The sequence below is a fragment of the Anaeromyxobacter sp. K genome, from assembly GCF_000020805.1.
Lineage (GTDB): Bacteria > Myxococcota > Myxococcia > Myxococcales > Anaeromyxobacteraceae > Anaeromyxobacter > Anaeromyxobacter dehalogenans.
This window is the reverse complement of record NC_011145.1, coordinates 3525692-3548078: the sequence shown is the minus strand read 5'-3', so window position 1 is coordinate 3548078 and position 22387 is coordinate 3525692. Positions and strand designations below refer to the sequence as shown.

General features: G+C 72.9%; 18 protein-coding genes. 12 read left to right on the top strand and 6 right to left on the bottom strand.

Annotated elements, in window-relative coordinates:
- The 10 genes from ANAEK_RS15915 to ANAEK_RS15870 all read left to right on the top strand — a co-directional run bounded on the left by ANAEK_RS15915 (position 1) and on the right by ANAEK_RS15870 (position 15503).
- Complete coding sequence (locus ANAEK_RS15915; protein ID WP_012527159.1) at positions 1 to 894, top strand: NHL repeat-containing protein; 894 nt, start codon at positions 1 to 3, stop codon at positions 892 to 894.
- Positions 895 to 902: 8 nt separating this feature from the next.
- Positions 903 to 1844, top strand: coding sequence for a hypothetical protein (locus tag ANAEK_RS15910; protein WP_012527158.1), 942 nt, complete (start codon positions 903 to 905; stop codon positions 1842 to 1844).
- Between the two features lie 230 nt (positions 1845 to 2074).
- A complete protein-coding gene (locus ANAEK_RS15905; RefSeq protein ID WP_232288239.1) occupies positions 2075 to 3232 on the top strand; it encodes a cytochrome C in 1158 nt (385 codons plus the stop codon).
- Positions 3233 to 3245: 13 nt separating this feature from the next.
- Positions 3246 to 7055, top strand: a complete 3810-nt coding sequence (locus ANAEK_RS15900; RefSeq protein ID WP_012527156.1) for an Ig-like domain-containing protein — start codon at positions 3246 to 3248, stop codon at positions 7053 to 7055.
- A gap of 71 nt (positions 7056 to 7126) precedes the next feature.
- Positions 7127 to 10075 (top strand): fused MFS/spermidine synthase, encoded by a 2949-nt coding sequence (locus ANAEK_RS15895; RefSeq protein ID WP_012527155.1) that lies wholly within the window; start codon positions 7127 to 7129, stop codon positions 10073 to 10075.
- A 127-nt stretch (positions 10076 to 10202) separates the two neighbouring features.
- Complete coding sequence (locus ANAEK_RS22665) at positions 10203 to 11078, top strand: glycosyltransferase family 2 protein (protein ID WP_198137441.1); 876 nt, start codon at positions 10203 to 10205, stop codon at positions 11076 to 11078.
- A gap of 32 nt (positions 11079 to 11110) precedes the next feature.
- Positions 11111 to 12337, top strand: a complete 1227-nt coding sequence (locus tag ANAEK_RS15885) for a glycosyltransferase family 1 protein (RefSeq protein WP_012527153.1) — start codon at positions 11111 to 11113, stop codon at positions 12335 to 12337.
- 63 nt (positions 12338 to 12400) lie between these two features.
- On the top strand, positions 12401 to 13516 hold the full coding sequence (locus ANAEK_RS15880) for a DegT/DnrJ/EryC1/StrS aminotransferase family protein (RefSeq protein ID WP_012527152.1): 1116 nt from the start codon (positions 12401 to 12403) through the stop codon (positions 13514 to 13516).
- Between the two features lie 8 nt (positions 13517 to 13524).
- Positions 13525 to 13998 (top strand): N-acetyltransferase, encoded by a 474-nt coding sequence (locus tag ANAEK_RS22660; protein ID WP_232288238.1) that lies wholly within the window; start codon positions 13525 to 13527, stop codon positions 13996 to 13998.
- A 131-nt stretch (positions 13999 to 14129) separates the two neighbouring features.
- Positions 14130 to 15503 (top strand): lipopolysaccharide biosynthesis protein, encoded by a 1374-nt coding sequence (locus ANAEK_RS15870; protein ID WP_012527150.1) that lies wholly within the window; start codon positions 14130 to 14132, stop codon positions 15501 to 15503.
- Here the strand turns inward: ANAEK_RS15870 and ANAEK_RS15865 are convergent.
- Positions 15500 to 16789 carry a hypothetical protein gene (locus ANAEK_RS15865; protein WP_012527149.1) on the bottom strand — a complete coding sequence of 430 codons (1290 nt, stop codon included), beginning with the start codon at positions 16787 to 16789 and terminating at the stop codon, positions 15500 to 15502. The two genes, ANAEK_RS15870 and ANAEK_RS15865, sit on opposite strands and share 4 nt — an antisense overlap.
- Positions 16786 to 17673: a bifunctional 2-polyprenyl-6-hydroxyphenol methylase/3-demethylubiquinol 3-O-methyltransferase UbiG gene (locus tag ANAEK_RS22655; RefSeq protein ID WP_012527148.1), complete on the bottom strand. Its 888-nt coding sequence runs from the start codon at positions 17671 to 17673 to the stop codon at positions 16786 to 16788. The genes ANAEK_RS15865 and ANAEK_RS22655 overlap by 4 nt, the downstream gene beginning before the upstream one ends.
- Positions 17674 to 17801: 128 nt before the next feature.
- Between ANAEK_RS22655 and ANAEK_RS15855 the strand changes: the two genes are divergently transcribed.
- On the top strand, positions 17802 to 19061 hold the full coding sequence (locus ANAEK_RS15855) for a glycosyltransferase family 4 protein (RefSeq protein ID WP_041454089.1): 1260 nt from the start codon (positions 17802 to 17804) through the stop codon (positions 19059 to 19061).
- Here the strand turns inward: ANAEK_RS15855 and ANAEK_RS15850 are convergent.
- The 3 genes from ANAEK_RS15850 to ANAEK_RS15840 are packed head-to-tail and all read right to left on the bottom strand — an operon-like array spanning position 19046 to position 21022.
- Positions 19046 to 19879: a glycosyltransferase gene (locus tag ANAEK_RS15850; protein ID WP_041454088.1), complete on the bottom strand. Its 834-nt coding sequence runs from the start codon at positions 19877 to 19879 to the stop codon at positions 19046 to 19048. The genes ANAEK_RS15855 and ANAEK_RS15850 overlap by 16 nt on opposite strands.
- Before the next feature lie 13 nt (positions 19880 to 19892).
- Complete coding sequence (locus tag ANAEK_RS15845) at positions 19893 to 20288, bottom strand: DUF2304 domain-containing protein (RefSeq protein ID WP_012527145.1); 396 nt, start codon at positions 20286 to 20288, stop codon at positions 19893 to 19895.
- Positions 20285 to 21022, bottom strand: coding sequence for a glycosyltransferase family 2 protein (locus ANAEK_RS15840; RefSeq protein WP_012527144.1), 738 nt, complete (start codon positions 21020 to 21022; stop codon positions 20285 to 20287). Before ANAEK_RS15840 ends, ANAEK_RS15845 begins: the two co-directional genes overlap by 4 nt.
- A 77-nt stretch (positions 21023 to 21099) precedes the next feature.
- Here ANAEK_RS15840 and ANAEK_RS15835 point away from each other — a divergent pair, with 77 nt between their 5' ends.
- Positions 21100 to 21885, top strand: a complete 786-nt coding sequence (locus tag ANAEK_RS15835; RefSeq protein WP_012527143.1) for a glycosyltransferase family 2 protein — start codon at positions 21100 to 21102, stop codon at positions 21883 to 21885.
- A gap of 10 nt (positions 21886 to 21895) precedes the next feature.
- Here ANAEK_RS15835 and ybaK read toward each other — a convergent pair whose 3' ends face one another.
- Complete coding sequence (gene ybaK / locus ANAEK_RS15830) at positions 21896 to 22378, bottom strand: Cys-tRNA(Pro) deacylase (protein ID WP_012527142.1); 483 nt, start codon at positions 22376 to 22378, stop codon at positions 21896 to 21898.
- Positions 22379 to 22387: the final 9 nt, after the last annotated feature.

Below are 22387 nucleotides of genomic sequence, written 5' to 3'. Positions count from 1 at the left end.
GTGTCGAGAGCGATCCTGTGCCGCGTGGTGTTGGGGCTCACGGTGGTCTTCGGGCCGGCCGTGGGGGCCGCCCAGGCCTTCCGCCACCAGACCACCGTCTACTCCGATCCGAAGGAAGGGCAGCTCCGGCGGCCCGAGGGCGTCGCGTGCGGCGCGAACGGCGCCGTCGTGGTCGCCGACACCGGCAACGCCCGGCTGCTGCTGTACACCTACCGTGACGGTGCGCTGACCGGCGGCGCGCAGGTGAAGCTCGCCCAGGTCCCGTACCCGTACCGCGTGCAGCTCGACCCCAAGGGCGAGGTGCTGGTCCTGGACGAGAAGCTGCGCAAGATCGTGCGGCTCGACGCCAAGGGCGCCTTCCTCGCCAACGTCGGGCTGGAGGGCGCGCCGGCGGGTGCGCTGCCGGGCAGCTTCAAGGTGGACGGCGCGGGCAACCTGTACGTGCTGGACGTCCTGGGCCCGCGGGTGCTCGTGGCCGATCCGTCGGGCAAGGTGACGCGGCAGCTGGAGCTGCCCCGGGACGGCGCGCAGTTCACCGACGTGGCGGTGGACGGCGCCGGCACGATCTTCGCCGTGGACGCGGTGGGCGCCGCGATCTGGAGCGCCGACAAGGGCGCCACCGCGTTCAAGCGCATGACCGAGTCGCGCAAGGACGTGATGAGCTTCCCGACCTACCTGGCGTTCCGCCAGGGCAAGCTGTACGTGGTGGACCAGCACGGCAGCGGGATCGCCATCCTCGCCACGGACGGCACGTTCCAGGGGCGTCAGCTCGCGCTCGGCTGGAGCCCTGGCCTGGTCTACTACCCGGCCCAGATCTGCTTCGCGCCGGACGGCGCCGTGTTCGTGGCCGACCGCGGCAACGACCGCATCCAGGTGTTCGACACCGGCCGGTGAGGAGGCGCGTGGGCCGTACCGCCGTCATCGTCGCCGTGCTGGCGCTGGCGCTCCCCGGGGCTGCCCGGCCCGGGGAGGCCGCGCCCGGCGAGGGCGACGCGCGGCGCCCCATCTCGCTGGCGTACCTCTACGACGTGGCGGCGCTGGACGGGCCCATCGCCATGAGCTGGGCGATGCTCAGCTACGACGCCGGGCGCCGGGAGCTGTACGTCATCGCGCCGGGGGAGGGCGTGCGCGTCTTCAACCGGACCGGGGTCGAGGTGTACCGGTTCGGCGACGAGGGCGAGCTGGGCTGGGTGCGGGGCGTCGCCGCGATCGAGAACGGGGACCTGTTGCTGCTCTCGGAGCGCGACGGCACGCGCGTGCTGCGGACAGACTTCCGGGGCACGCAGACCGGGGAGCTGCGCTTCGCAGCGCCGGCGACGCTGGGGGCCTTCGCGCCCACACGGCTCGCTTACCGGGACGGGCTCGTGTACCTGGCCGACGCGTCCAGGCTCAAGCTGCTCGTGACGGATCTCAAGGGCGCCACGGTGCGCGCGGTGGACCTCGCGCCCCTGGCGCTGGAGGGCGCGGCCGCGAACGGCAACGAGCTGCACGGCTTCAGCGTGGATCCGCGCGGCAACGTCCTGTTCACCATCCCCACCCGGTTCCACGCCTACGTCCTCGCGCCGGACGGGACGCTGCGCGTCTTCGGTCAGCGCGGCAGCCGCCCCGGGCTCTTCAACGTGGTGGGCCCGATCGTGGCGGACGAGGAGGGGAACGTCTTCGTGGCGGATCAGCTCCGGCGCGTGGTGATGGTGTTCGGACCCGATCTCAAGTTCGTCGGCGAGTTCGCGGGAGGGGAGGCAGGGCTGGTCATCCCGAGCGAGCTGGCGGTCGGCAACGGCGTGCTCTTCGTGTCGCAGGGAGGAAACCGGGGCGTGAGCGCGTTCCTGGTACACGGCCGCTGAGCACCGCGACGGCCGGGGCAACGGTCCGCGAAGTCACGCGGACGCGGGACGCAGGCGAGGGCTGGCTGGACAGCACGCCGCAGGACGGCGGCAGAGGGATCGTGTCAGCGTCGAGGCGAGTGCCACCAGGGGTTCGTCGACTCGCGGCCGCAGCGGTCGCGCTGCTCGCGGCAGCGCCGGCCCTGGCGTTCCATTCGGGCGGCGCCGCCCGCTGCGAGGGCTGCCACACGATGCACGGCAGCGCGACCAAGACCTCGGGCTCCGCCCTGGTCCAGGGCGCCGACGCGAGCTCCACGTGCCTCCTCTGCCATGCGGGCGTCTCCTCCGCGCCGCACTCGGTCCTCTCGCTGTCGGTGCAGCCCGGGGCCGCGCCGCTCAACATGACGCCGGGCGGCGACTTCGCGTGGCTGACGAAGTCGTGGTCGTGGACGGGCACCGCAGGCCTGGAGAGGAGCCCGGGCGACGCACACGGCCACAACGTCGTGGCGGCCGACTACGGCCGCTTCCCGGATCCCCGGCACCCGACCGCGCCGGGCGGCAGCTATCCGTCGAACCAGCTCTCCTGCATCAGCTGCCACGACCCGCACGGAAAGTACCGGGTCCGGGAGGGCGGGATCGTCGCCACGGGCGGCGCGCCCACCGTCGCCTCCGGTTCGTACGGGGACCGGTCGGCGTACGTCGCGCCGGGGCAGACCACGGCCGTCGGCACGTATCGCATGCTGGCGGGGGTCGGCTACCAGCCGCGGACGCTCGCGGGCATCAACGCGTTCTCGGCGGATCCTCCGGTCGCGCTCGCGCCCAGCGCCTACAACCAGGGCGAGCGGATCGCCGACGTGCGCGTGGCGTACGGCACCGGGATGTCCGAATGGTGCGGCAACTGCCACGGCGCGATCCACACGCCCGTGAACCCGACGCGTGCGGGCGAGTTCATGCACCCGTCGGGCAGCACCGCCAAGCTCGGGATGCTCGCCAACGTCTACAACGCCTACGTGAAGAGCGGCGACCTGGGCGGGAGCTACGCCACGGCGTACACGTCGCTGGTGCCGTACGAGGAAGGCACGGCCGACCGGGCCACGCTCGCAGCGAGCACGTCGAGCGACGGGATGGTGCGGACCGGGCCGGTCCGTGGGCAGGAGAACGTGATGTGCCTCTCCTGTCACCGCGCGCACGCCTCGGGGTGGGACGGATCGCTGCGCTGGAACGTCAAGAGCGAGTACGTGGTGGCGGGCGGGCAGTGGCCCGGGATCGACGCGATGGGCGAGGCCGCGCGGGCGGCGGTGGCCCAGGGACGCACGCGGGCGGAGACGCGCGGGGCGATGTACGACCGTGAGCCGACCGCGTTCGCCACCTTCCAGACCAGCCTCTGCAACAAGTGTCACGCAAAGTGAGTGCGGGGATCGCATGAGCGCGCCGGCGAGACGAGCGGGGACGTGGCTTCGGCGCGCGGGCGCGCCGCTGGCGGGCGCCGCCGCGCTGGTGCTGCTCCTCGCCTGCGGCGGCGGCGGCGGCGGCTCGAGCTCCTCCGGGAAGGGTTACCCACAGCCGTCGCCCAAGGGGCGGGTGCTCGGCCTCTCCTCCGCCGCGACCATCGGCGCCCAGGGCGGAACCCTCGTCTCGCCCGACGGCCTGCTCACGATCGCGATCCCCGCGGGCGCCGTGGCGTCGCCGGTGGCCTTCACCATCGACGAGATCACCAACACCGCCCCCGGCGCGCTCGATCCGGCCAAGGCCTACCGCCTCGGCCCGGAGGGGACGGCCTTCTCGGCCCCGGTGAGCCTCACGTTCGTGGCCGCGGCGCCGGGCGCGCCGCTCGACGGCATCGCCGTCGCGTACCAGGAGCGGCAGGGCTTCTGGCTGCGGTACCGCGACCGCGACGTCGCCCGTGACCTGGCCGCCGGCACGGTGACGGTCGCCTCGCTGCACTTCAGCGACTGGAGCCTCGTCGGGAGCTCGACGCGCGACCTCGACGGCGTCGTCACCGTCGACTCGACCCTCGGCAAGACGTACACCGCGACCGGAAGCCTCGCGCTGAACTACGCGGCCGAGGACGCGGGCGGCGCCTACTTCCTGCAGTGGGGCACGCTCGCGCTCGACTCCACGACCGTGACCGCCCCCGACGTCGCCTGCACGGCGGCGGACCCGGCCTTCGAGCTCGACGCGACCATCGCCGAGGTGCTCGGGTCGCCCGCGTTCCGCTTCGGCATCACCGCGCGCTGGCCGCTCTCGTGCAGCTACGCCGGTGGCGCGGCCTACGACGAGCTGCTCTCGCTCCAGTTCGACACGCTCGGCATCTACCACCCGACCTGCAAGCGGACGCTCGCCGCCGGCTCGGTGATCTCCCAGGATCACCTGCAGGGCCAGTACACGCTGGACTGCTCCACGGCCGGGGCGGTGCAGCTGAGCTGGGACCTGACCACCGCCGCGATGCGCGTTCCGGTGGCGGTGGACGACCCGGTGACGGTGTCCGAGGGCTCGTTCGTGGTGGTGAACGTCCTCGCGAACGACACCGTCGCCGATGGCGTGGCAGGCCTGACGATCCTCGCCGGTCCGGCGAACGGCACCGCCGTCCTGAACCCGGACCGGACCGTCACCTACACCCCGTCGCCGGGCTACTTCGGTCCGGACACGTTCACGTACCAGGTGACCGACTCCGACGGCCAGACCGGGTCGGCGACCGTGTCGGTGACGGTGACGGCCGTGGACAGCGGCTCGCCGGTGGCGGTGGACGACGCGGTCACCACGCTCGAGGACACCGCGACCACGGTGAACGTGCTCGGCAACGACACCGTGCAGGACCCGCCCGCCACGGTCACCATCGCGACCGCGCCGGGGAAGGGCTCCGCCTCGGTCAACGGCGACGGCACGATCACGTACACGCCGACCGCGAACGCGTTCGGCGCCGACGTGTTCAGCTACCAGGTGAGCGACTACGACGGGCAGGTGGCGACGGCCACGGTGTCGGTCACGGTGACGCCCGTCGACGACGGACCGCCGGTGGCCGCGGACGAGGCGGTGACGCTCGCGGAGGGCGGCGTGATCGTGATCGGCGTCCTCGCCAACGACACGGTGGTGGACGGGGTCTCCGCGCTCGTCGTGACCTCCGGGCCGGCCGGCGGCACGGCCGTCGTGAACGCCGACCACACCATCACGTACACGCCAGCCCCCGCGTTCAACGGCGCGGACGCCTTCACGTACCAGGTGACCGACGGTGATGGCCAGACCGCCAGCGCGACGGTGAGCATCACGGTCACGGCCGTCGACAGCGGCGCGCCGGTCGCGGTGGCGGACTCGGCGTCGACGCTGGAAGGCTCCGCCGTCGGGGTGCCGGTGCTCGCGAACGACACCGTGCTCGACCGGCCTGCCGCCGTGACCGTGATCGCCGCGCCGGCGCACGGGAGCGCGGTCGCGAACGCGGACGGCACGGTGACGTACACGCCAGCCGCGGGGTGGAACGGCACCGACGCCTTCACGTACCAGGTGGCCGATGCGGACGGGCAGACCGCGTCCGCGTCGGTGAGCGTCACCGTGACGCCCGTGGACAGCGGCGCGCCCGCCGCGGTGGCGGATGCGGCGACGACGCCGGAGGGGACTGCCACCACCGTCGCCGTCCTCGCGAACGACACGGTCCAGGATCCGCCGGCCACGGTGACCGTGCTCTCGTCCCCGGCGCACGGGACCGCAGTGGCGAACGCGGACGGCACGGTGACGTACACGCCGACCCCGGGGTGGAACGGTTCGGACGCGTTCACGTACCAGGTGGCCGACCTCGACGGGCAGACCGCCAGCGCGACGGTGAGCATCACGGTCACCGCCGTGGACAGCGGCGCGCCCGTGGCGGTGGCGGACGCGGCCTCGACGGCCGAGGGCAGCGCCGCGGTGGTCGCGGTGCTGGCGAACGACACCGTGCAGGACCTCCCGGCCACGGTGACGGTGCTGTCGGCGCCCGCGCACGGGACCGCGGTGGCGAACGCGGATGGAACCGTGACCTACACGCCGGCGCCGGCCTGGAACGGCACCGACGCGTTCACCTACCAGGTGGCCGACCTCGACGGTCAGGCCGCCTCGGCCACGGTGAACGTGACGGTCACGCCGGTGGACAGCGGCGTGCCGGTGGCGGTGGCGGACTCGATCACCACTGGGGAGGGCGTCGCCACCCTCCTCGCGGTGCTCGCGAACGACACCATCGCCGATCCTCCCGCGACCGTGACCGTGCTGACGCCTCCGACGCACGGGACCGCCATCGCGAACGCCGACGGGACGATCACGTACACGCCGGCCTCGGGCTGGAATGGCGCGGACGCGTTCACCTACCAGGTCGCCGACCTCGACGGTCAGACCGCCACGGGGAACGTGACCGTGTCGGTGACGCCGGTGGACAGCGGCGCCCCCGTCGCGCTCGCCGACTCCGCGAGCACGGCGGAGGGGAGCCCGGCCATCGTGCCGGTGCTCGCGAACGACGTCGTCCTGGATCTCCCGCCCACCGTCACGATCGCGTCGGCGCCCGTCCATGGCACGGCGGTGGCGAACGCGGACGGCACCGTGACCTACACGCCCGCGGCGGGCTGGAACGGCACCGACGTGTTCACGTACCAGGTGGCCGATCTCGACGGGCAGGCCGCCCAGGCGGACGTGACGGTGACGGTGACGCCGGCGGACAGCGGCGCGCCGACGGCGGCCGCGGACGTGGCGGCGACCGCGGAGGACACGCCGGTCGCGGTGGCGGTCCTCGCGAACGACACCGTGGCGGACCCGCCCGCCACGGTGAGCCTCCTGGGCGCGCCCGCACATGGAGCGGCCACGGTGCAGGCGGACGGCAGCATCCTCTACACACCGGCCGCGAACTGGTTCGGCGACGACGCGTTCACCTATCAGGTGGCCGACCTGGACGGGCAGGTCGCGTCCGCGGCGGTGTCGGTCACCGTCTCGCCGGTCGACGACGGCCCGCCCGTGCCGGTGGACGACGCCGTGCCGGTGCCGGTGGACACCCCGACGATCATCGCCGTCCTCGCGAACGACACCGTCATCGACGGGGTGGCCTCCGTCATCGCGGGCGCGCCGGCGAACGGGACCGCGGTCGCCAACGCCGACGGGACCATCACCTACACGCCCAACGCCGCGTACGCCGGCGCCGATGCGTTCACGTACCAGGTCACCGACACCGACGGGCAGTCGGCGACGGGCACCGTCTCCATCACCGTCACCTCTCCCTGAGATCGCGATCGAGCGGTCGCCGCCGGTGCCGGCGGGACCGGAGCCGACGCGACGCCACCGATGGACGGCACATGCGCTTCCTCGTGTTCTTCCTCTTCTTCGTGTCCGGATCGGCCGGGCTCGTGTACGAGATCGCCTGGGCTCGCTCCCTGGGCGTCGTGTTCGGCGCGTCTCACCTCGCGGTCACCACGGTGCTGGCCGTGTACATGGGCGGGCAGGCACTGGGCGCGGCGCTGATCGGCGCCCGGGCCGATCGCACCCAGCGGCCGCTCAGGCTCTACGGGCTCCTCGAGCTCGGGATCGGCGTCTCCGCGCTCGGCTTCCTCGGCCTGACGCGCATCTATCCCGCGCTGTACGTGCCGCTGGCGCGCATCGCCGAGGAGAGCCCGCTCTACCTGACCGTGGTCCGCACCACGTTCGCCGCGCTCGCGATCATCGTCCCCACGACGTTGATGGGGGGCACGCTCCCCACCTTGAGCCGGTTCTTCGCCGCCCGCGAGGGCGGGCTCGCGAGGCAGGTGTCGCTCCTGTACGGCTTCAACACCCTCGGGGCAGTGGTGGGCGCGCTGCTGGCCGGGTTCGTCCTCCTGCCACGCCTCGGGGTCACCGCCACGCTGCTGGTGGCCGCGGCCGTGAGCATCGCGGCGGGTGCCGCGTCGGTCCTCCTGCAGCGCGGGGAGGCGCTGGCGGAGGCAGCGCCGCGCGCCGCGACCGCGGGCGAGGGCGCCGAGGCGGGAGACGGGGGCGCGAGCCCCGACGGCTTCGCGGCCCGGCTCACGCTCCTCGGCATCGGGCTGTCCGGCTTCTGCGCGCTCGGCTACGAGGTGCTCTGGACGCGCATGCTCACGCTGGTGGTCGGAACCTCGGTCTACAGCTTCACCGTGATGCTGGTGGCGTTCCTCGTCGGCATCGCGCTCGGCAGCTACGCATTCTGGCCCGTTCGCCGGCTGTTCGGCGGTGGGCGGCACGCGGGCGTGCTGGTGTTCGGGAGCATCCAGGTCCTGATCGGCGTGTCGGCGCTCGCCGTCACGGTCCTCATGCGCGACCTGCCGCTCACCGCCGCGAACGCGAGATCGCTGCTGGCGGGATTGGCGCTGACCGGGTTCGCCGAGCGCGTCGGCTCCTCCTTCGGAATCGCGTTCGCGTACCTCCTGGTGCCGGCGTTCCTCATGGGGCTGGCCTTTCCCGTCGCCGGGGCGGTGTGGTCGGCCGGCCGCGCCGGCACGGGGGCGGCCGTGGGCCGGCTCCTGACCGCCAACACCGTCGGCGCCATCCTCGGCTCGGCGACCACCGGGTTCGCGCTCGTCTACCTCTTCGGGATCGAGCGCTCCCTGCAGATGCTGATCCTCGTGAACGTCACGTGCGGCCTCGCGATCGCGGTGAGCGCCTCGCGCTCCCGGCGGGCGGTCGCTGCCGTCGTTGGCCTCGGCGCGGCGCTCATCGTGGCCCGCGCCGCGGAGCCGTCGTGGGGGCGCGTGTGGGATCAGAAGTTCTTCGCGACGTTCTCGAACATGCGCCGGGCCGTGGACGCACCGGATCGCGCGAGGGCGCGCCTGGACGACGCGGAGGTCCTCTACTACCACGAGGGGGTCGATGAGACCGTGAGCGTGACCCGCGCACGGGGGGACGTCCAGCAGACCTTCATCGTGAACGGGCGGCCGGAGGCCTCCAACGCGCCCATCGACGTGCAGCTCCAGCGCGCGCTCGGGCACCTGCCCATGCTGCTGCACCGGAACCCGCGCAGCGTCTTCGTGCTCGGGACCGGCAGCGGGATGACCCTGGGCGCGACCTCGATCCATCCGGAGGTGGAGCGGATCGTCCTGGCGGAGATCGAGAAGGGCGTGCTGGGGGTGGCGCGCACGTTCTCCGAGTGGAACGCGCACGTCCTCGACGACCCCCGCCTGCACATCGTGTTCAACGATGGCCGGAACCACCTCGGGAGCACGCGCCAGCGGTTCGACGTCATCACGTCAGACCCCATCCACCCCTGGTCCGGCGGCGCGGCCTACCTCTACACGGTCGAGTACTTCCGCACCGTCGCCGAGCACCTCGCGCCGGGCGGGATGGTCAGCCAGTGGCTCCCGCTCTACGAGCTGTCCACCGACGACGTGCGGACCGTGCTGCGGACGTTCGCCGAGGGGTTCCCGCACGTGCAGGTCTGGCTCACCTACTACGACGCCGTGCTGATCGGATCGAACGAGCCGATCGCGCTGGACGAGACGGAGCTGGAGCGGCGCCTCTCGAACCCCAGGATCCGCGACGACCTCGCGGCCGTCCACATGGGGTCGGTGCGGGATCTCCTCGCCTACTTCGTCCTGGGCGACGCGGGAGCGCGCGAGTTCGCCCGTGGCGGCCGGATCAACACCGACGACAACCTCACGCTCGAGTTCTCCGCGCCCCTGTCCCAGGGCGTGCTGACGGCCGGCGGCAACGTCCTCGCGCTCACCGCCGCGCGAGAGAGCCTCGTGCCGCACCTGGCCGGTTCGCCCTCCGCCGCCCTCCGGCAGGTCTCCGTCGATCGATGGTCGCGCGACCTCGAGACGGCGCGCCTGTTCGATCTCGCGCACGCCCAGTACCTCGCGGGCGAGCAGACGAGTCCGGGCTTCGCGGACCTGCTCGCCACCGTCCGCGTGCGCGATCCCGGGTACGCGCCGCTCCTGTTCCTGCTCGACGAGGCGCAGTTCGAGGACCGGCGCCAGCCGGCGATCGTGGCGGAGACTTCGCTCGAGCTGCGCGATGGTTCAGGGGCCGCGGCACGCATACGGCTCGGCGCGATCCGCACGTTCCTGGGACGTGGGCGGGTGCTCGTCTCGTTTGCCGACATGGGCGGCCGCGAGGTGTGGGCGAAGCGAATCCTCTGCGGTGCGTACGAGCAGCTCGAGGACGAGACCGCGAGGTACGCCAGCCGGATCCTCGGCGCTGCCAGGGCTGCGTCGGCCCAGGGCGCCGGCACGGCTGAAGGCGTTCGCGAGGTCCTCCGGCGGGAGGCGGACCGGGGCGCGTGCCAGCTCGACCTGTGACGCGCCCCTGTGGACCTGCGCGGCGCTCGCGAGAGGCCGAGCGTCACCTCGCGGCGCCTCGCGCGCCTTCCGGGGCGCCGCGCTCCAGCATATGCTGGCGCACGTTCCGGGCCGACGCCGCATGCGTGTGACCATCCTCACCCCGACGCTGAACGCGGAGCGCTTCCTCCCGGAGTGCCTTCAGTCCATCCGCATGCAGTCCTACCCGGCCTCGAGGATCCAGCACCTGGTGCTCGACGGGCATTCCAGCGACGGGACCGTCGCGCTCGCGCGCGCCTCCGGTGCCGAGGTGAGCGTCCAGCGCGACGGAGGGCTGTACGAGGCGATGAACCGCGGCATCCGGCTCGCCGGCGGAGACGTCATCGGCTGGCTCAACGGCGACGATGCGTACGAGCCCGGTGCGATCGCGGCGGTCGTGGACGCCTTCAGGCAGAACCCGACTGCGGAGATCGTCGTGGGCGATCATCGGATGGCAGGTCCGGAGGGCTCGCGGCTGATCCGTGGGCGTGCGGAGGCGCTCGCGCGCCTGCGCGCCGGCAAGCGACGCGGGGCGTGGGTGGTGCCCATCGCGACGTTCTTCCGGGCGGCGACGCTCCGTGGCCTGGGCCCGTACCGGAGCGAGTACCGGTACTGCGCAGACCTCGACCTTTGGATGCGGGCGGCCGCACGCCCGTCGCCGCCCGAGGTGGCGCGCGTGGACACGGTGATCGGCTCGTTCCGGGTCCATGCAGGCTCCCTCAGCAGCGGGCGCACCATGGCGGCGAGCGCCCGGGAGCTCGCCGCGCTCGGCCTGCGCTGGTCGCGGGACGAGGGTGCGCCGCCGGGCGTGCGTCGGTACGGGCTGTATGTGCACCGTCGGTACGCATACCTGTTCCGGAGGTGGGAGGCGGCGCCGCGGGGTCGCCTGGCCTCGCTGCGTACGGCGGTCGCCTGCTACGTCGAGCTGCGCCGCCTCGGCCGTGGCGCGCTCCGCGATTTCACGACCCCGGGGACCGACCCGTGAGCGGAGGGGGCACGCGGCCACTGCGGATCTGTGTGGACGCCCGCCTGACGCACGGGACGTCCGGAGGCCTGGAGCAGGTGGTCATCGGGCTGGCGGCCGGGCTCTCGGGGCTCACGGACGGAGACGAGGAGTACCTGTTCCTCCTCGGCCCCGACGGAGGGGAATGGCTGCGTCCTTACCTGGGCCGGAACTGCCGCGCGATCGCCGCGCCCCAGCCGTCCGCCATGGGCCCCCGGGCGCGGCTCGCGGCTGCGATCCCGTGGGCGGCGCGCGTCTATGGGGCCGCGCACGACGTGGTCGTCGGGCCGAGCGTGTCGCTCAGCGACGGCCGCGCCGAGGCGTGCGGTGCGGACGTGGTGCACCTCACGCATCAGGAGGGCTTCGTCACCCGGATCCCCAGCATCTACCATCCGCACGACCTCCAGCACGTGCACCTGCCGCAGTTCTTCACGCGGCGACAGCGGCGCAGACGCGACGTGCTGTTTCGCACGCTTGCGGCGCGGGCGTCGCTCGTCGCGGTCGGCTCGAGCTGGGTGAAGGGCGACGTCGAGCGCCACCTCGGCGTCCCCGGCGACAAGGTCGCCGTCATCCCGCTCGCCCCGGTGATCGGCCACTATCCGAGGCCCGCCGCGGAAGCGATCGACCGGGTGCGCGCGAAGCTGGACCTGCCGGGGCAGTTCGCGCTCTATCCGGCGCAGACCTGGCCTCACAAGAACCACGTGCGGCTGCTCGACGCGCTGGCGCTGCTCCGCGACGCAGGTGGCGCCGAGATCCCGCTCGTCGCGTCCGGGCACCTCAACGTGTTCCATGCGGAGATCGCGGCGCACGCACGGCGGCTCGGGCTCCAGCGGGTCCGCTTCGTCGGCTTCGTGTCGCCCGAGGAGCTCCGGGCGCTGTACGCGCTCGCGCGCTGCGTGGTCATCCCCTCGCTCTTCGAGGCTGGCAGCTTCCCGCTGTGGGAGGCATTCGACAGCGGCGTCCCGGCCGCCTGCTCGACCGTGACCTCGCTGCCCAGGCAGGCAGGCGACGCCGCGGTGCTGTTCGACCCGAGGGACACTCAGGCGATGGCCTCCGCCATCCGACGTGTCTGGGAGGACGAGGCTCTCCGAGCCTCCCTGGTCGCGCGTGGGCGTGCGCGGCTCGCGCACTTCAGCTGGGATCGCACCGCGCGGCTGTTCCGGGCGCATTACCGCCGGATCGCGGGCCGGCAGCTCTCCGAGCACGACCAGGCGCTGCTCGCCGAGGCGCCGCTGATGTAGCCGTTTCGCGCGGTGCACGTGGTGTAGACTGCGGGCTTTCCAGCCGATCCAGGGGTCCCAGAGATGACGTCCATCCCCGTTGCCGCGCCCGACCTGACCGGGAACGAGGAGCGCTACGTCGTCGAGGCGCTCCGCTCCAGCTGGATCTCGTCCACCGGGCCATTCGTGGGGCGCTTCGAGCGGGCGTTCGCGGAGCAGTGCGGAACGCGGGCGGCCATCGGAGTCGCGAACGGCACGCTCGCGCTCCACTTGGCGTTGCTCACGATGGACCTGCGACCCGGAGACGAGGTGCTGGTACCGTCGCTGACGTACATCGCCACGGCGAACGCGGTCCGCTACTGCGGCGCCGAGCCGGTGTTCGTGGACGTGGACCCCGCGACCTGGTGCATGGATCCGGAGCGGCTGGAGGCCAGCATCACCCGGCGCACCAAGGGCATCATCCCGGTGCACCTGTACGGCCACCCGGCAGACATGGACGCCATCGGCCACATCGCCGCGACGCACGGCCTCTGGGTGGTCGAGGACGCCGCCGAGGCCCACTTCGCGCGGTACAAGGGCCGGCCCACCGGCTCTCTGGCTCGCATCGGCGTCTTCTCCTTCTACGGAAACAAGGTGCTCACCAGCGGGGAGGGCGGCGCCGTGACGCTGGACGACCCGGCGCTGGAGCGCCGGGCGCGGCTGCTCCGCGGGCAAGGCGTCGATCCGGACCGGCGCTACTTCTTCCCGATCACCGGCTACAACTACCGGCTCACGAACATCTGCTGCGCGCTGCTGTGCGCCCAGCTGGAGCGCGCGCCGCAGCTCCTGGCCCGGCGGCGGGCGATCTACGCGCGCTATCGCGCCGCGCTGGAGGGGGTGCCGGGCATCGGGTTCCAGCCGCAGGCGGGCTGGGCCGAGCTCTCGCCGTGGCTCTTCAGCATCACCGTGGACGCGGCCGAGTTCGGGCGCTCGCGGGACGAGCTGGCGGCGTGCCTGGCCGAGCGCGGCATCGAGACGCGCCCGTTCTTCCGGCCGCTGCACCGGCTCCCGCCGTTCTGGGAGGAGTCGCGCCGGCGCGCCGAGGCGCTCCCCGTCACCGAACGGCTCGGCGCGTCCGGCCTCAACCTCCCCACCCATACGCAGCTGACCGACGCCGAGGTGGATCGGGTCGCAGCTGCCATCCTGGAGGCGCGCCGTTGAGCGCGGACGTGCTACGCGATCAGCTCGAGCTCCGGCGCGTCGGCCCCGAGATCGAGGTCGCGCTCGCCGAGCTGTTCTCCGCGCTGGTCGCGGCGGGGGACGACCGGTCCTTCCACCCGCACCCGTTCACGCCCGCAGCCGCGGCCGAGCGTGCTCGGTATGCCGGGCTCGACGTGTACTGCGCCGCCGTCGTCGCCGGAAAGGTGCTCGGGTACGGGATGCTGCGGGGGTGGGACGAGGGCTACGCCGTCCCGACCCTCGGCATCGCCATCCATCCGGAGGCCCGCGGGATGGGCCTGGGGCGGCTCGTGATGGAGTACCTGCACTGCGAGGCGCGCCGCCGCGGGGCCCCGCGCATCCGGCTCAAGGTCTATCCGGGCAACGCCGCCGCCGTGGCGCTGTACCGTTCGCTCGGGTACGAGTTCCACGGTGAGGAACGCGGCCAGCTCGTTGCATTCAAGCCGCTGCCCGCGCGCTCCTGACGGCCGCACTCCCGATGCCTCGGCAACCGCCAGCCCGCGCTCCGGAGACCGGCGCTCGACCCGCCGCCGTCGAGGACGCCCGCGCCGGCGTGCTCGCGCGTGTGCGCGCGCGTTGGCGCGAGGGCTGGTCGATGGTCCGCCTTCGCCCGTTCGAGCAGGACACGCCCCACGGGCGCTCCCAGGAGCGATACCGGCGCATCGCGCTCACGACGCTCTCCGGCCTGGCCGTGCGCGCCGTCGGAACGCTGGTGGGCCTGGTGAGCGTGCCGCTCGTGCTCGCCTATCTCGGGAAGGAGCGCTATGGGCTCTGGAGCACGATCACCACCGTCGTGGCCTGGGTCGCCCTGTTCGACTTCGGGATCGCGAATGGCCTCGTGAACTGCATCGCGCGGGCCCACGGTCGCGAGGACCGGGCCGAGGCGGCGAGGTACGTGTCGACCGCGCTGGCGCTGCTGCTCGGCATCGCCGCCGTGCTCGCGGTGGTGCTCGCGGTGGGCGCGGTCCACGTGCCCTGGAGCGCGGTGCTCGCCGTACGCGGCGCGATGGACGAGCGCACCGTCACCTGGTCCGTGATCGCGGCGCTGGCGACGTTCCTGGTGGGAATGCCGCTGTCGGTGGTCCCCCAGATCTTCGCCGGATATCAGCGCGCCTACGTGGCGAACGCGTTCGCGCTCGTGGGCACCGTGGCGGGATTGGGCGTCCTGCTGGTGGCGCTGCGGGCAGGAGCGGGCATGCCGGCGCTGGTGGTCGTGTTCGGCGTTGGGGCGCTCATCTCGTCGGCGCTCGGTCTCGGTTGGGCGATGGCCCGGGGCATGCCATGGCTGCGGTTCCGGGCGTCGGCGGTGTCGCGCGAAGCGGTCGGCGCGCTCATGTCGCGGTCGGCGCCGATCTTCCTGTTCCAGATCGGCGCGCTGCTCGTGAACGAGACCCAGTCCATCATCCTCGCCCACCGTTGCGGCCTGGCGACCGTCGCCGAGTACTCGATCGTCATGCGCCTCTACGTGCTCTCCATGGGGCTCATCCAGGCGAGCACGGCCTCCTTCGTGCCCTCCTTCCGGGAGGCGCGGGAGCGCGGGGACGTCGCCTGGCTGCGCGCCGGGTTCCGCCAGTTCCTGCGAGCCCGCGTCGGACTCGCCCTGGCAGGTGGCGCCGCGCTGGTGGTGCTCGGGAACCCGCTGCTGCGTCTCTGGTTGCGCCGATCCGACATCTCGTTCGGGCCGGCCGTCTGGGCAACGCTCGCCGTGCTCATGGTCGCGGCGACGTGGGTCACGGTCTACAGCGACCTGCTGGCGATCCTCGACCGGCTGTGGGTGCTCGTGCTGCTCGTGTTCTTCAACGGCGCGGTCACGGTCACGCTCACGTACGTGCTCGCGCCGCGCTTCCAGGTGCTCGGAGTCCTGTTCGCGAGCGGCGCGGTCACGCTGCTCGTGTTCTCGTGGCTGATCGTCCTGCTGGCCAGGCCTGTGCTTGCAGACGAGGCGGAGCGCCGGACCGCCGGCGCCTAGCGCGGCGACCGCATGCGGCGCAGGCGGCGACCCACGCCCCGCGCGACGGATCTCGCGACGGAGCGCGCCGCGGAGCCGTCGATCGGGCTGCCGAACGGGCGTTCCTCGTGGCGCTCCTCCGGCAGCGAGCGGCGCACCGCGCCCGGCGCCGCCAGGCGCAACAGCAGCGCGCCGAGCACCCGGTCCCATCGGGCTGGACCGAAGATGCGGCGGAAGATGTCCTGGCGATGGGAGATCGCGAGCGCCTCCTCGACGTGCGCCAGCATGCGCTGCGCGAGCGCGCGTGCCTCCTCCGTCGAGTCGCACATCCCCGCGAGCCGGAGCGCCTGGTCCGATGCGCCGAGGTGGAGCGCCATCTGCGCGAGGGCGGAAGACCGGAACAGGACCACGGGCACGCCCATGGTGACCGCTTCCAGCGGGTGGTAGTGGAGGTGGTGACGTGATCCGAGCCCGGCGTAGATCATGAGCCTGGAGCGGGCGATCGCTCCATAGAACGGCTCGTCGTCGAGCGTGCCGACGATTCGCGGGTCCCGCCCGTCCTCACCGCCTGGAGGGTTTTGCCCCAGTATCCGCACCGGGAGGTCGCCGAAGCTCGCCGTGAACCGGGCGTACTCCTGCCGACGGTACCGGCCGATCAGGGAGATCACCTCGCAGGCCATCGCCTCCGAGTCGCGGCCTGCCCATCGGTGCGGCAAGCGCGCCGGGGTCACGCAGGCCGGCAGGAACGTCTCGTTGCGCGTCAGCCGCACGTCCTCGACGGTTGCCTGGTACGGGAGCGCAGGGCAGAACGCGTAGCGCTCGGTCGTGGCGAGCAAGTCGAGCGCCCGCGTGCGCGCCGGCCACCTGCCGAGCGACGCGCTGTACGGGTAACCGCCGTAGGCCCGGAGCACGACCCCGCCACGGAACCGGCGGAGGAGCTCGACCACGCTGCGGCTGTACGTCCCGACCCAGATCACGTCGATCCACCGGTTGAGCGCTTCGATCACCGCCTGCGGCAGCTGCTCCGGCCGCTGGTACTGCGCGAACGGGCGGATGAGCTCGAGGACGTCCGCCGGAACCGAGCAGGACGCACGCCACGGCGGCGCGAGCGGGTCGCGGTCCTCGCTCGGCTCGAGGGCGTTGGGGAACTCTGCCGACGTGCCGCTGGTCGGGATGACCTCGGCGCCACAGCGGAGCAGTGCCGTCACCTCCTCGTAGCGCGCGGTGCGGTGGAAGGAGACCCACAGCACCCGCGGCCGCGGCGCAGCAGGGTCCAGCAGGCCGAGGCCGAGCCCGTCGTCGCTCACTGGGCAGCCCCTGCCTTCCGCGCGACGAGCAGGAGCCCGAGCCCGGCGCCGCCCTCGGGGACCTCCTCTCGGAGCAGTGGGTCGAGCACACGTCTCGCGCGCGCGACCCACTCGTCCCGCCCCGAGCCTCTGGTGGACGAGAGCTGTCGTGCCTCGGCCGAGGTGAGCGACGCGAGCTTGCGGAGGCAGGGCATTCGGCTCGGACCGGAGAACCGCGTCATGGCGCGGGCGGCGGAGAGCGGCATGTAGGTGCGCACGTGCACGCGCTCGAGCCCCGCCGACTCGAGCATCACGCCCCATTCCTCGCTGCCGTGCATGGACACGTGCCGGTACTCCCGGCATTCGCGCCTCGCCATGACGCGCCCGAGCGCACCCAGCCCGAGCGGAGCGAGCACGCGGCTCCATTCGTATGCGGGTGCCTCGTAGAGGCGGGGGTCCGGGGTGGTGAAGATCAGCGCGCCTCCCGGCCGGAGCACCCGGTGGGCCTCTGCGATCAGCTGCTCGACCCCGTCGACGTGCTCCACCACGGAGTTCGAGAACACCAGCGCGAAGCGTCCGTCCGGAAAGGAGAGGGCGCGCGCGTCCTCCTTGCTGACCTCGCCGTAAATGCCGCGCTCCCGTGCCGAGGCCACGTCGTCGTCCCACGTGTCGCACGAGTCCACCCCGACCGCATCCCGGCGGCGCCCGAAGACCCACCCGAAGAGCTCGCCGTCGCCACAGCCGACGTCGAGGATGGGGCCTCGCGCGAGCCTGGCGTCCTCCGCGAGCAGGCGCTTCACGGCGAGGACCTCGAAGTACCGCCACAGGCCCTCGTCCCACCGGCGCCCGTGGGCGTGGCAGCGCGTGAACACCTCCTGGAACGTGCGCTCGGCGGTCTCGGTCATCGGCGAAAGCTCTCCGGAGACGGCGGACGGACGGAGTATAGACCGGGCGCTCGCGCGAGCCACGCGAGGGCGCGATGGCCTGCTATGATCCTCCCGTCCGCGCACCGAGCGTGCTCCACCCTAGCCCCGTGACTCCTCTCCGGTTCGTCCTGCTCATCGACCACTCCGGCCCCCTGGGCGGCGCGGCGGTGAGCCTGCGCGCGCTCGCGGTCGCGGTGGACCCGGCCCGGTTTCGGCTGTGCGTGGCGCTCGCGAGGCCGAGCGCGGCGCTGCGCGAGTTCTACCGGTCCGCCGGGCTGCAGACCGTGGACGCCCCGGGCATCGGGACCTTCGAGCACACCACTGCGCGCTGGGCACGGCTCGCGGATCCGGCGAGCTGGCCGCTCGCGTTGCACGGGGTCGCTGGATGGGCGCGGTCGGAGCGGAGCACGCTCGAACTGGTGCGGGCGCAGCGGCCGGCGCTCGTTCACCTCAGCTCCGCGGTGCTGGCGCCCTCCGCACGCGCGCTGCACCGCGCCGGCGCCCCGTTCGTCTGGCACGTGCGCGAGATGCCCGCGGGGAACAGCTCCGGCTGGCGCACCGCCCGCCTGCGGGCGGCGCTGCGGGGCTGGCCCGCGCGGGCGCTCTTCATCTCGGAGGTCGCGCGCCGTTCCTGGGTGGGCGACGCCCCCGGGGCCATCGTGGGCGAGCCGCTCGACCTCGACCGCTTCGACCCGGCCCTGGACCGTGCGGTGGCGCGCCGGGCGCTCGGCATCGTGCCGGACGCCCGCGTCGTGCTCTACGGCGGCGGGAACGCGCGCATCAAGGGCGTCCTTCCGCTGATCGAGGCGATCGCCCGCCTTCGCCGCCTGGAGCCGCGTGCCGTCTGCCTGATGCCCGGAGGGGAGCTGGTCGCCCCGCGCACGGCGCTGTACCGGGGGGCGGCGACGCTGCTCCCGCTGGTCGGCGCGCGCACGCTCACGCAACGGATCGAGCGTGCCGTGGACCGGCTCGGCCTGGAACCGGCGCTGCTGCGGAGACCTTTCACCCAGCGGATGGAGCTCCACCTCGCGGCGTGCGACGTCGTCGCCTTCCCCGCCCTGGTGGATCACTTCGCCCGGCCGGTGGTGGAGGCGGCGGCGATGGCACGTCCCGTGGTGGCCTCCCGGCTCCCGATGATCGCGGAGCAGGTCAGGGACGGAGAGACGGGCCTGCTCGTTCCGCCGGGCGATCCCGTGGCGCTCGCGCAGGCGCTCGCGGCGCTGCTCGCCGACCCCGACCGCGCGCGCGGCGTCGGATCCGCAGCGCGCGCGGCGCTCGGGCGCCGCTTCGATGCGCGGCTGCACGCCGAGCGGGTCATGGCCGAGTGGGACGCAGTGCTGCGCGCCGGGGATCAGCGCCAGGCGTGAGCCCGGTCGTCCCACTGGAAGAGCGTACGCCGGTTGAGCACCCGCTTCGCGCGCGACGGCACGCACAGCCACACGGCTGCGTCCCACAGCGCCAGCCCGAGGTCCCATGGCCTGAAGTGCTCCCGGATCGCGTCCATCTCGGCGCGGTAGGGCCGCTTGTCCTCGGACAGCTGACCGGGGTGACGCACGAACGCGCCGAGAAACGTGTCCACCACCGCGAGCTCGTCGTGCGCCGCGAAGCACTTCCAGAGATAGAAGTCGCCGGCGAGCCGGAGCGACGCGAGGCGATCGAGGTCCACGTGCCGCAGGAGGTCCCGGGTCCAGAACGTGGTCTCCTGCTGCACGAACACAGGCAGGAAGCGTCCGTAGACGCCCTGGCGGATCGCCCTGCGGCGGAAGCGGTGCGGGAGCAGGCTGCGCACGAGCTGCCCATGCTCGTTGCACACGTAGTACATCCCGGTGAGCCAGCGGGCCCGGCCGCTCTCGATCACGTCCGCGACCACGTCGAAGGCGCCAGGGTGGTAGAAGTCACCTGCGTTCAGGTACGCGACGACGTCGCCGGTCGCGCGGCGCAGCCCCTTCGTGAGGCCGTCGTACATGCTCCGGTCCGGAGCGGAGATGATCTCGGCGCGGTCGCCACACACCTCCCGCACCACGTCGAGGGTCCGATCGCCCGAGGCGCCGTCGCAGACGATGTACTGCAGCGCCAGCCGCCCCGACCTGACCGCGGTCTGGGCGAGGATGGACTCGGCCGTGACGCGGATCAGGTGCTCCGCGTTGCGACAAGGGGTGACGATGGTGATGGAGGAGACCTTCACGAGGTCCTTCCCGTCAGAACCCGCCACCGCGGCCTGGCTCGGTGGGGTGGCCGTCCCGGGCGCGCGCGGCCTCCTCGTCCCGCTCCGCCGACAGGATGGCCAGCTCCTGGGTGAGCTGACGAACCTGCTGCGTGAGTCGGGAGAGCACGGTCGAGAAGTGCACGCTGATGAGGACCAGGAACAGCAACCCGAACAGGAAGAGCGTCGTGGTGACGGTCACCGCGCCGATCAGCGCGGTCACCCGCTCGACCAGCCCATACCACGAGGCCAGCACCAGCATGGCGATGCCGGTGACGATCCAGAGAAACGAGTACTCCTCCTTCAGCTTGCGGCGCCGGACCAGCTCCAGGATCACGCCGAACGTGATCAGGCTGGCCGTGATCGCGAACACGCGCTGGGTGGGCGTCATCGCGTCTCCCTCCGGAGCGGAACCAGGAACAGCGCCAGCGACATCCGGAACACGTAGTAGAGCGGCTTGACGACGCCGCCGTGCATGCTCTTGCCCTCGGGCGACGGGAGCATCCGGACCGGCACCTCGGTGAGCCGGAGGCCGGCGCGCGCGACCATCGCGAGCACGTCGGCGTCGGGGTAGTCCACCGGGTATCGCTCGTGCGCGTAGAAGCGCAGCGCCTCGCGCGAGATGGCCTGGAACCCGCTGGTGGGGTCGGTGATCCGCTGGCCGGACAGCGCGCTCGCCACCCGCCCGAACAGCCACATCCCGATCCGCCGCGCCAGGGGCGGCCGGTACGACCCCGAGTCGAGGAAGCGCGAGCCGACGACGACGTCGGCCCCCTGGAGCGCCGTGAGCAGCCGCGGGATGGACGCGGGGTCGTGCTGGCCGTCCGCGTCGAGCTGGAGGACGGCGTCGTAGCCGTGGCGCAACGCGTACCGGTAGCCGGTCTGGAGGGCCGCGCCGTAGCCGAGGTTCACGGGGTGGACCGCCACGCGGGCGCCTCCGGCGCGCGCCTCGGCGGCGGTCTCGTCGGTCGAGCCGTCGTCCACGACGAGGACGTCGCCCGCCACCTGGTCGCGCACCGCCTCGACCACCCGCCGGATGCCCCGAGCCTCGTTGAAAGCGGGCATCACCACCAGCAGACGGGCCGGGTGGGCGTGCGGCGTCTCGGCGACGAGTGCGTGCGTCAAGGCAGGAATGACGTAGCATACGCGCGGGACCGGGAAAAGCGCGCACGGTCCGGCAAGAACGCTGCCTCGGAGGGCGGTTGCGAGTCTCCATCATCACCCCGTCGTTCAACCAGGGCGGCTTCATCGAGCGCACCGTCGAGAGCGTGCTGTCCCAGCGCGGCGACTTCGATCTCGAGTACCTGGTCGTGGACGGAGGCTCCACCGACGCGACGCGCTCGGTCTTGCGACGGTACGAGGGGCGGCTCCGCTGGATCTCCGAGCCGGACCGGGGGCAGTGCGACGCGATCAACAAGGGCCTGCGGATGACCTCGGGCGAGGTCGTGACCTGGCTCAACTCCGACGACACCTACGAGCCGGGGGCCGTCCAGGCCGCCGTCGAGGCGCTCCGGGGGGGCGCGCGCTGGTGCTTCGGCGAGTGCCGGATCGTGGACGAGCACGACCGGGAGATCCGCCGCGGCGTCACCGCCTACAAGAACGCGCAGGCGCGCCGCTACGGGCTGGTGCGCCTGCTCGGGCGCAACTTCATCTCGCAGCCCGCGACGTTCTTCCGTCGCGACCTCGTGGCCGAGGTGGGCGCGCTCGACGAGTCGCTGCACTTCGCGATGGACTACGATCTCTGGCTGCGCTTCGCGCGGGTGGCGCGGCCGGTGTTCGTGCCGCGTCCGCTGGCGGCGTTCCGCTGGCACGCCTCCTCCAAGACCGGCGCCCGCTACCGCACCGGCGCGTGGGAGGCGTTCGGGATCGCCCGCCGCCACGCGCGCGGCCTGGAGCGCCTGGCGCTGCCCGGACACCTGGCGCGGTACGCGGCGCAGGTCGCGGTCTACGGGGCGCTCGACCTCGCCGCCGCGCTGCGCCCGCGATGACCGCGCCGGCTCACTTCTCGATCGCCACGTCCACCAGCACCGGCGCGAGCACCCGCACGATCTCGGACGGCGCGAGCCCGACCAGGAAGCCACGCGAGCCGCCGTTGATGTAGACCTTCTCGAGCGCGAGGATCGACCGCTCCAGGTACACCGGCATCTTCTTCCGGGTGCCGAACGGGCTCGTCCCGCCGACCTGGTAGCCGGAGTGCCGGTTCGCGACCTCCGGCTTGCAGGGCTGCACGGTCTTCTTGCCGATGGTGCGCGCGAGCGCCTTGGTGGAGACCTCGCGGTCGCCGTGCATCAGGACCACCAGCGGCTCGCGGTCCTCGTCCTCCATCACGAGTGTCTTGATGGTGGCGTGCTCCTCGACGCCGAGCTCGCGGGCGGAGACCCGCGTCCCGCCGTGCTCCTCGTAGCGGTACGGGTGCTCGGTGTAGGCCACGCCCTGCTCGCGGAGGAGGCGCGTGGCGGGCGTCGAGGGGAGCTTGCTCATGCGGGCGGA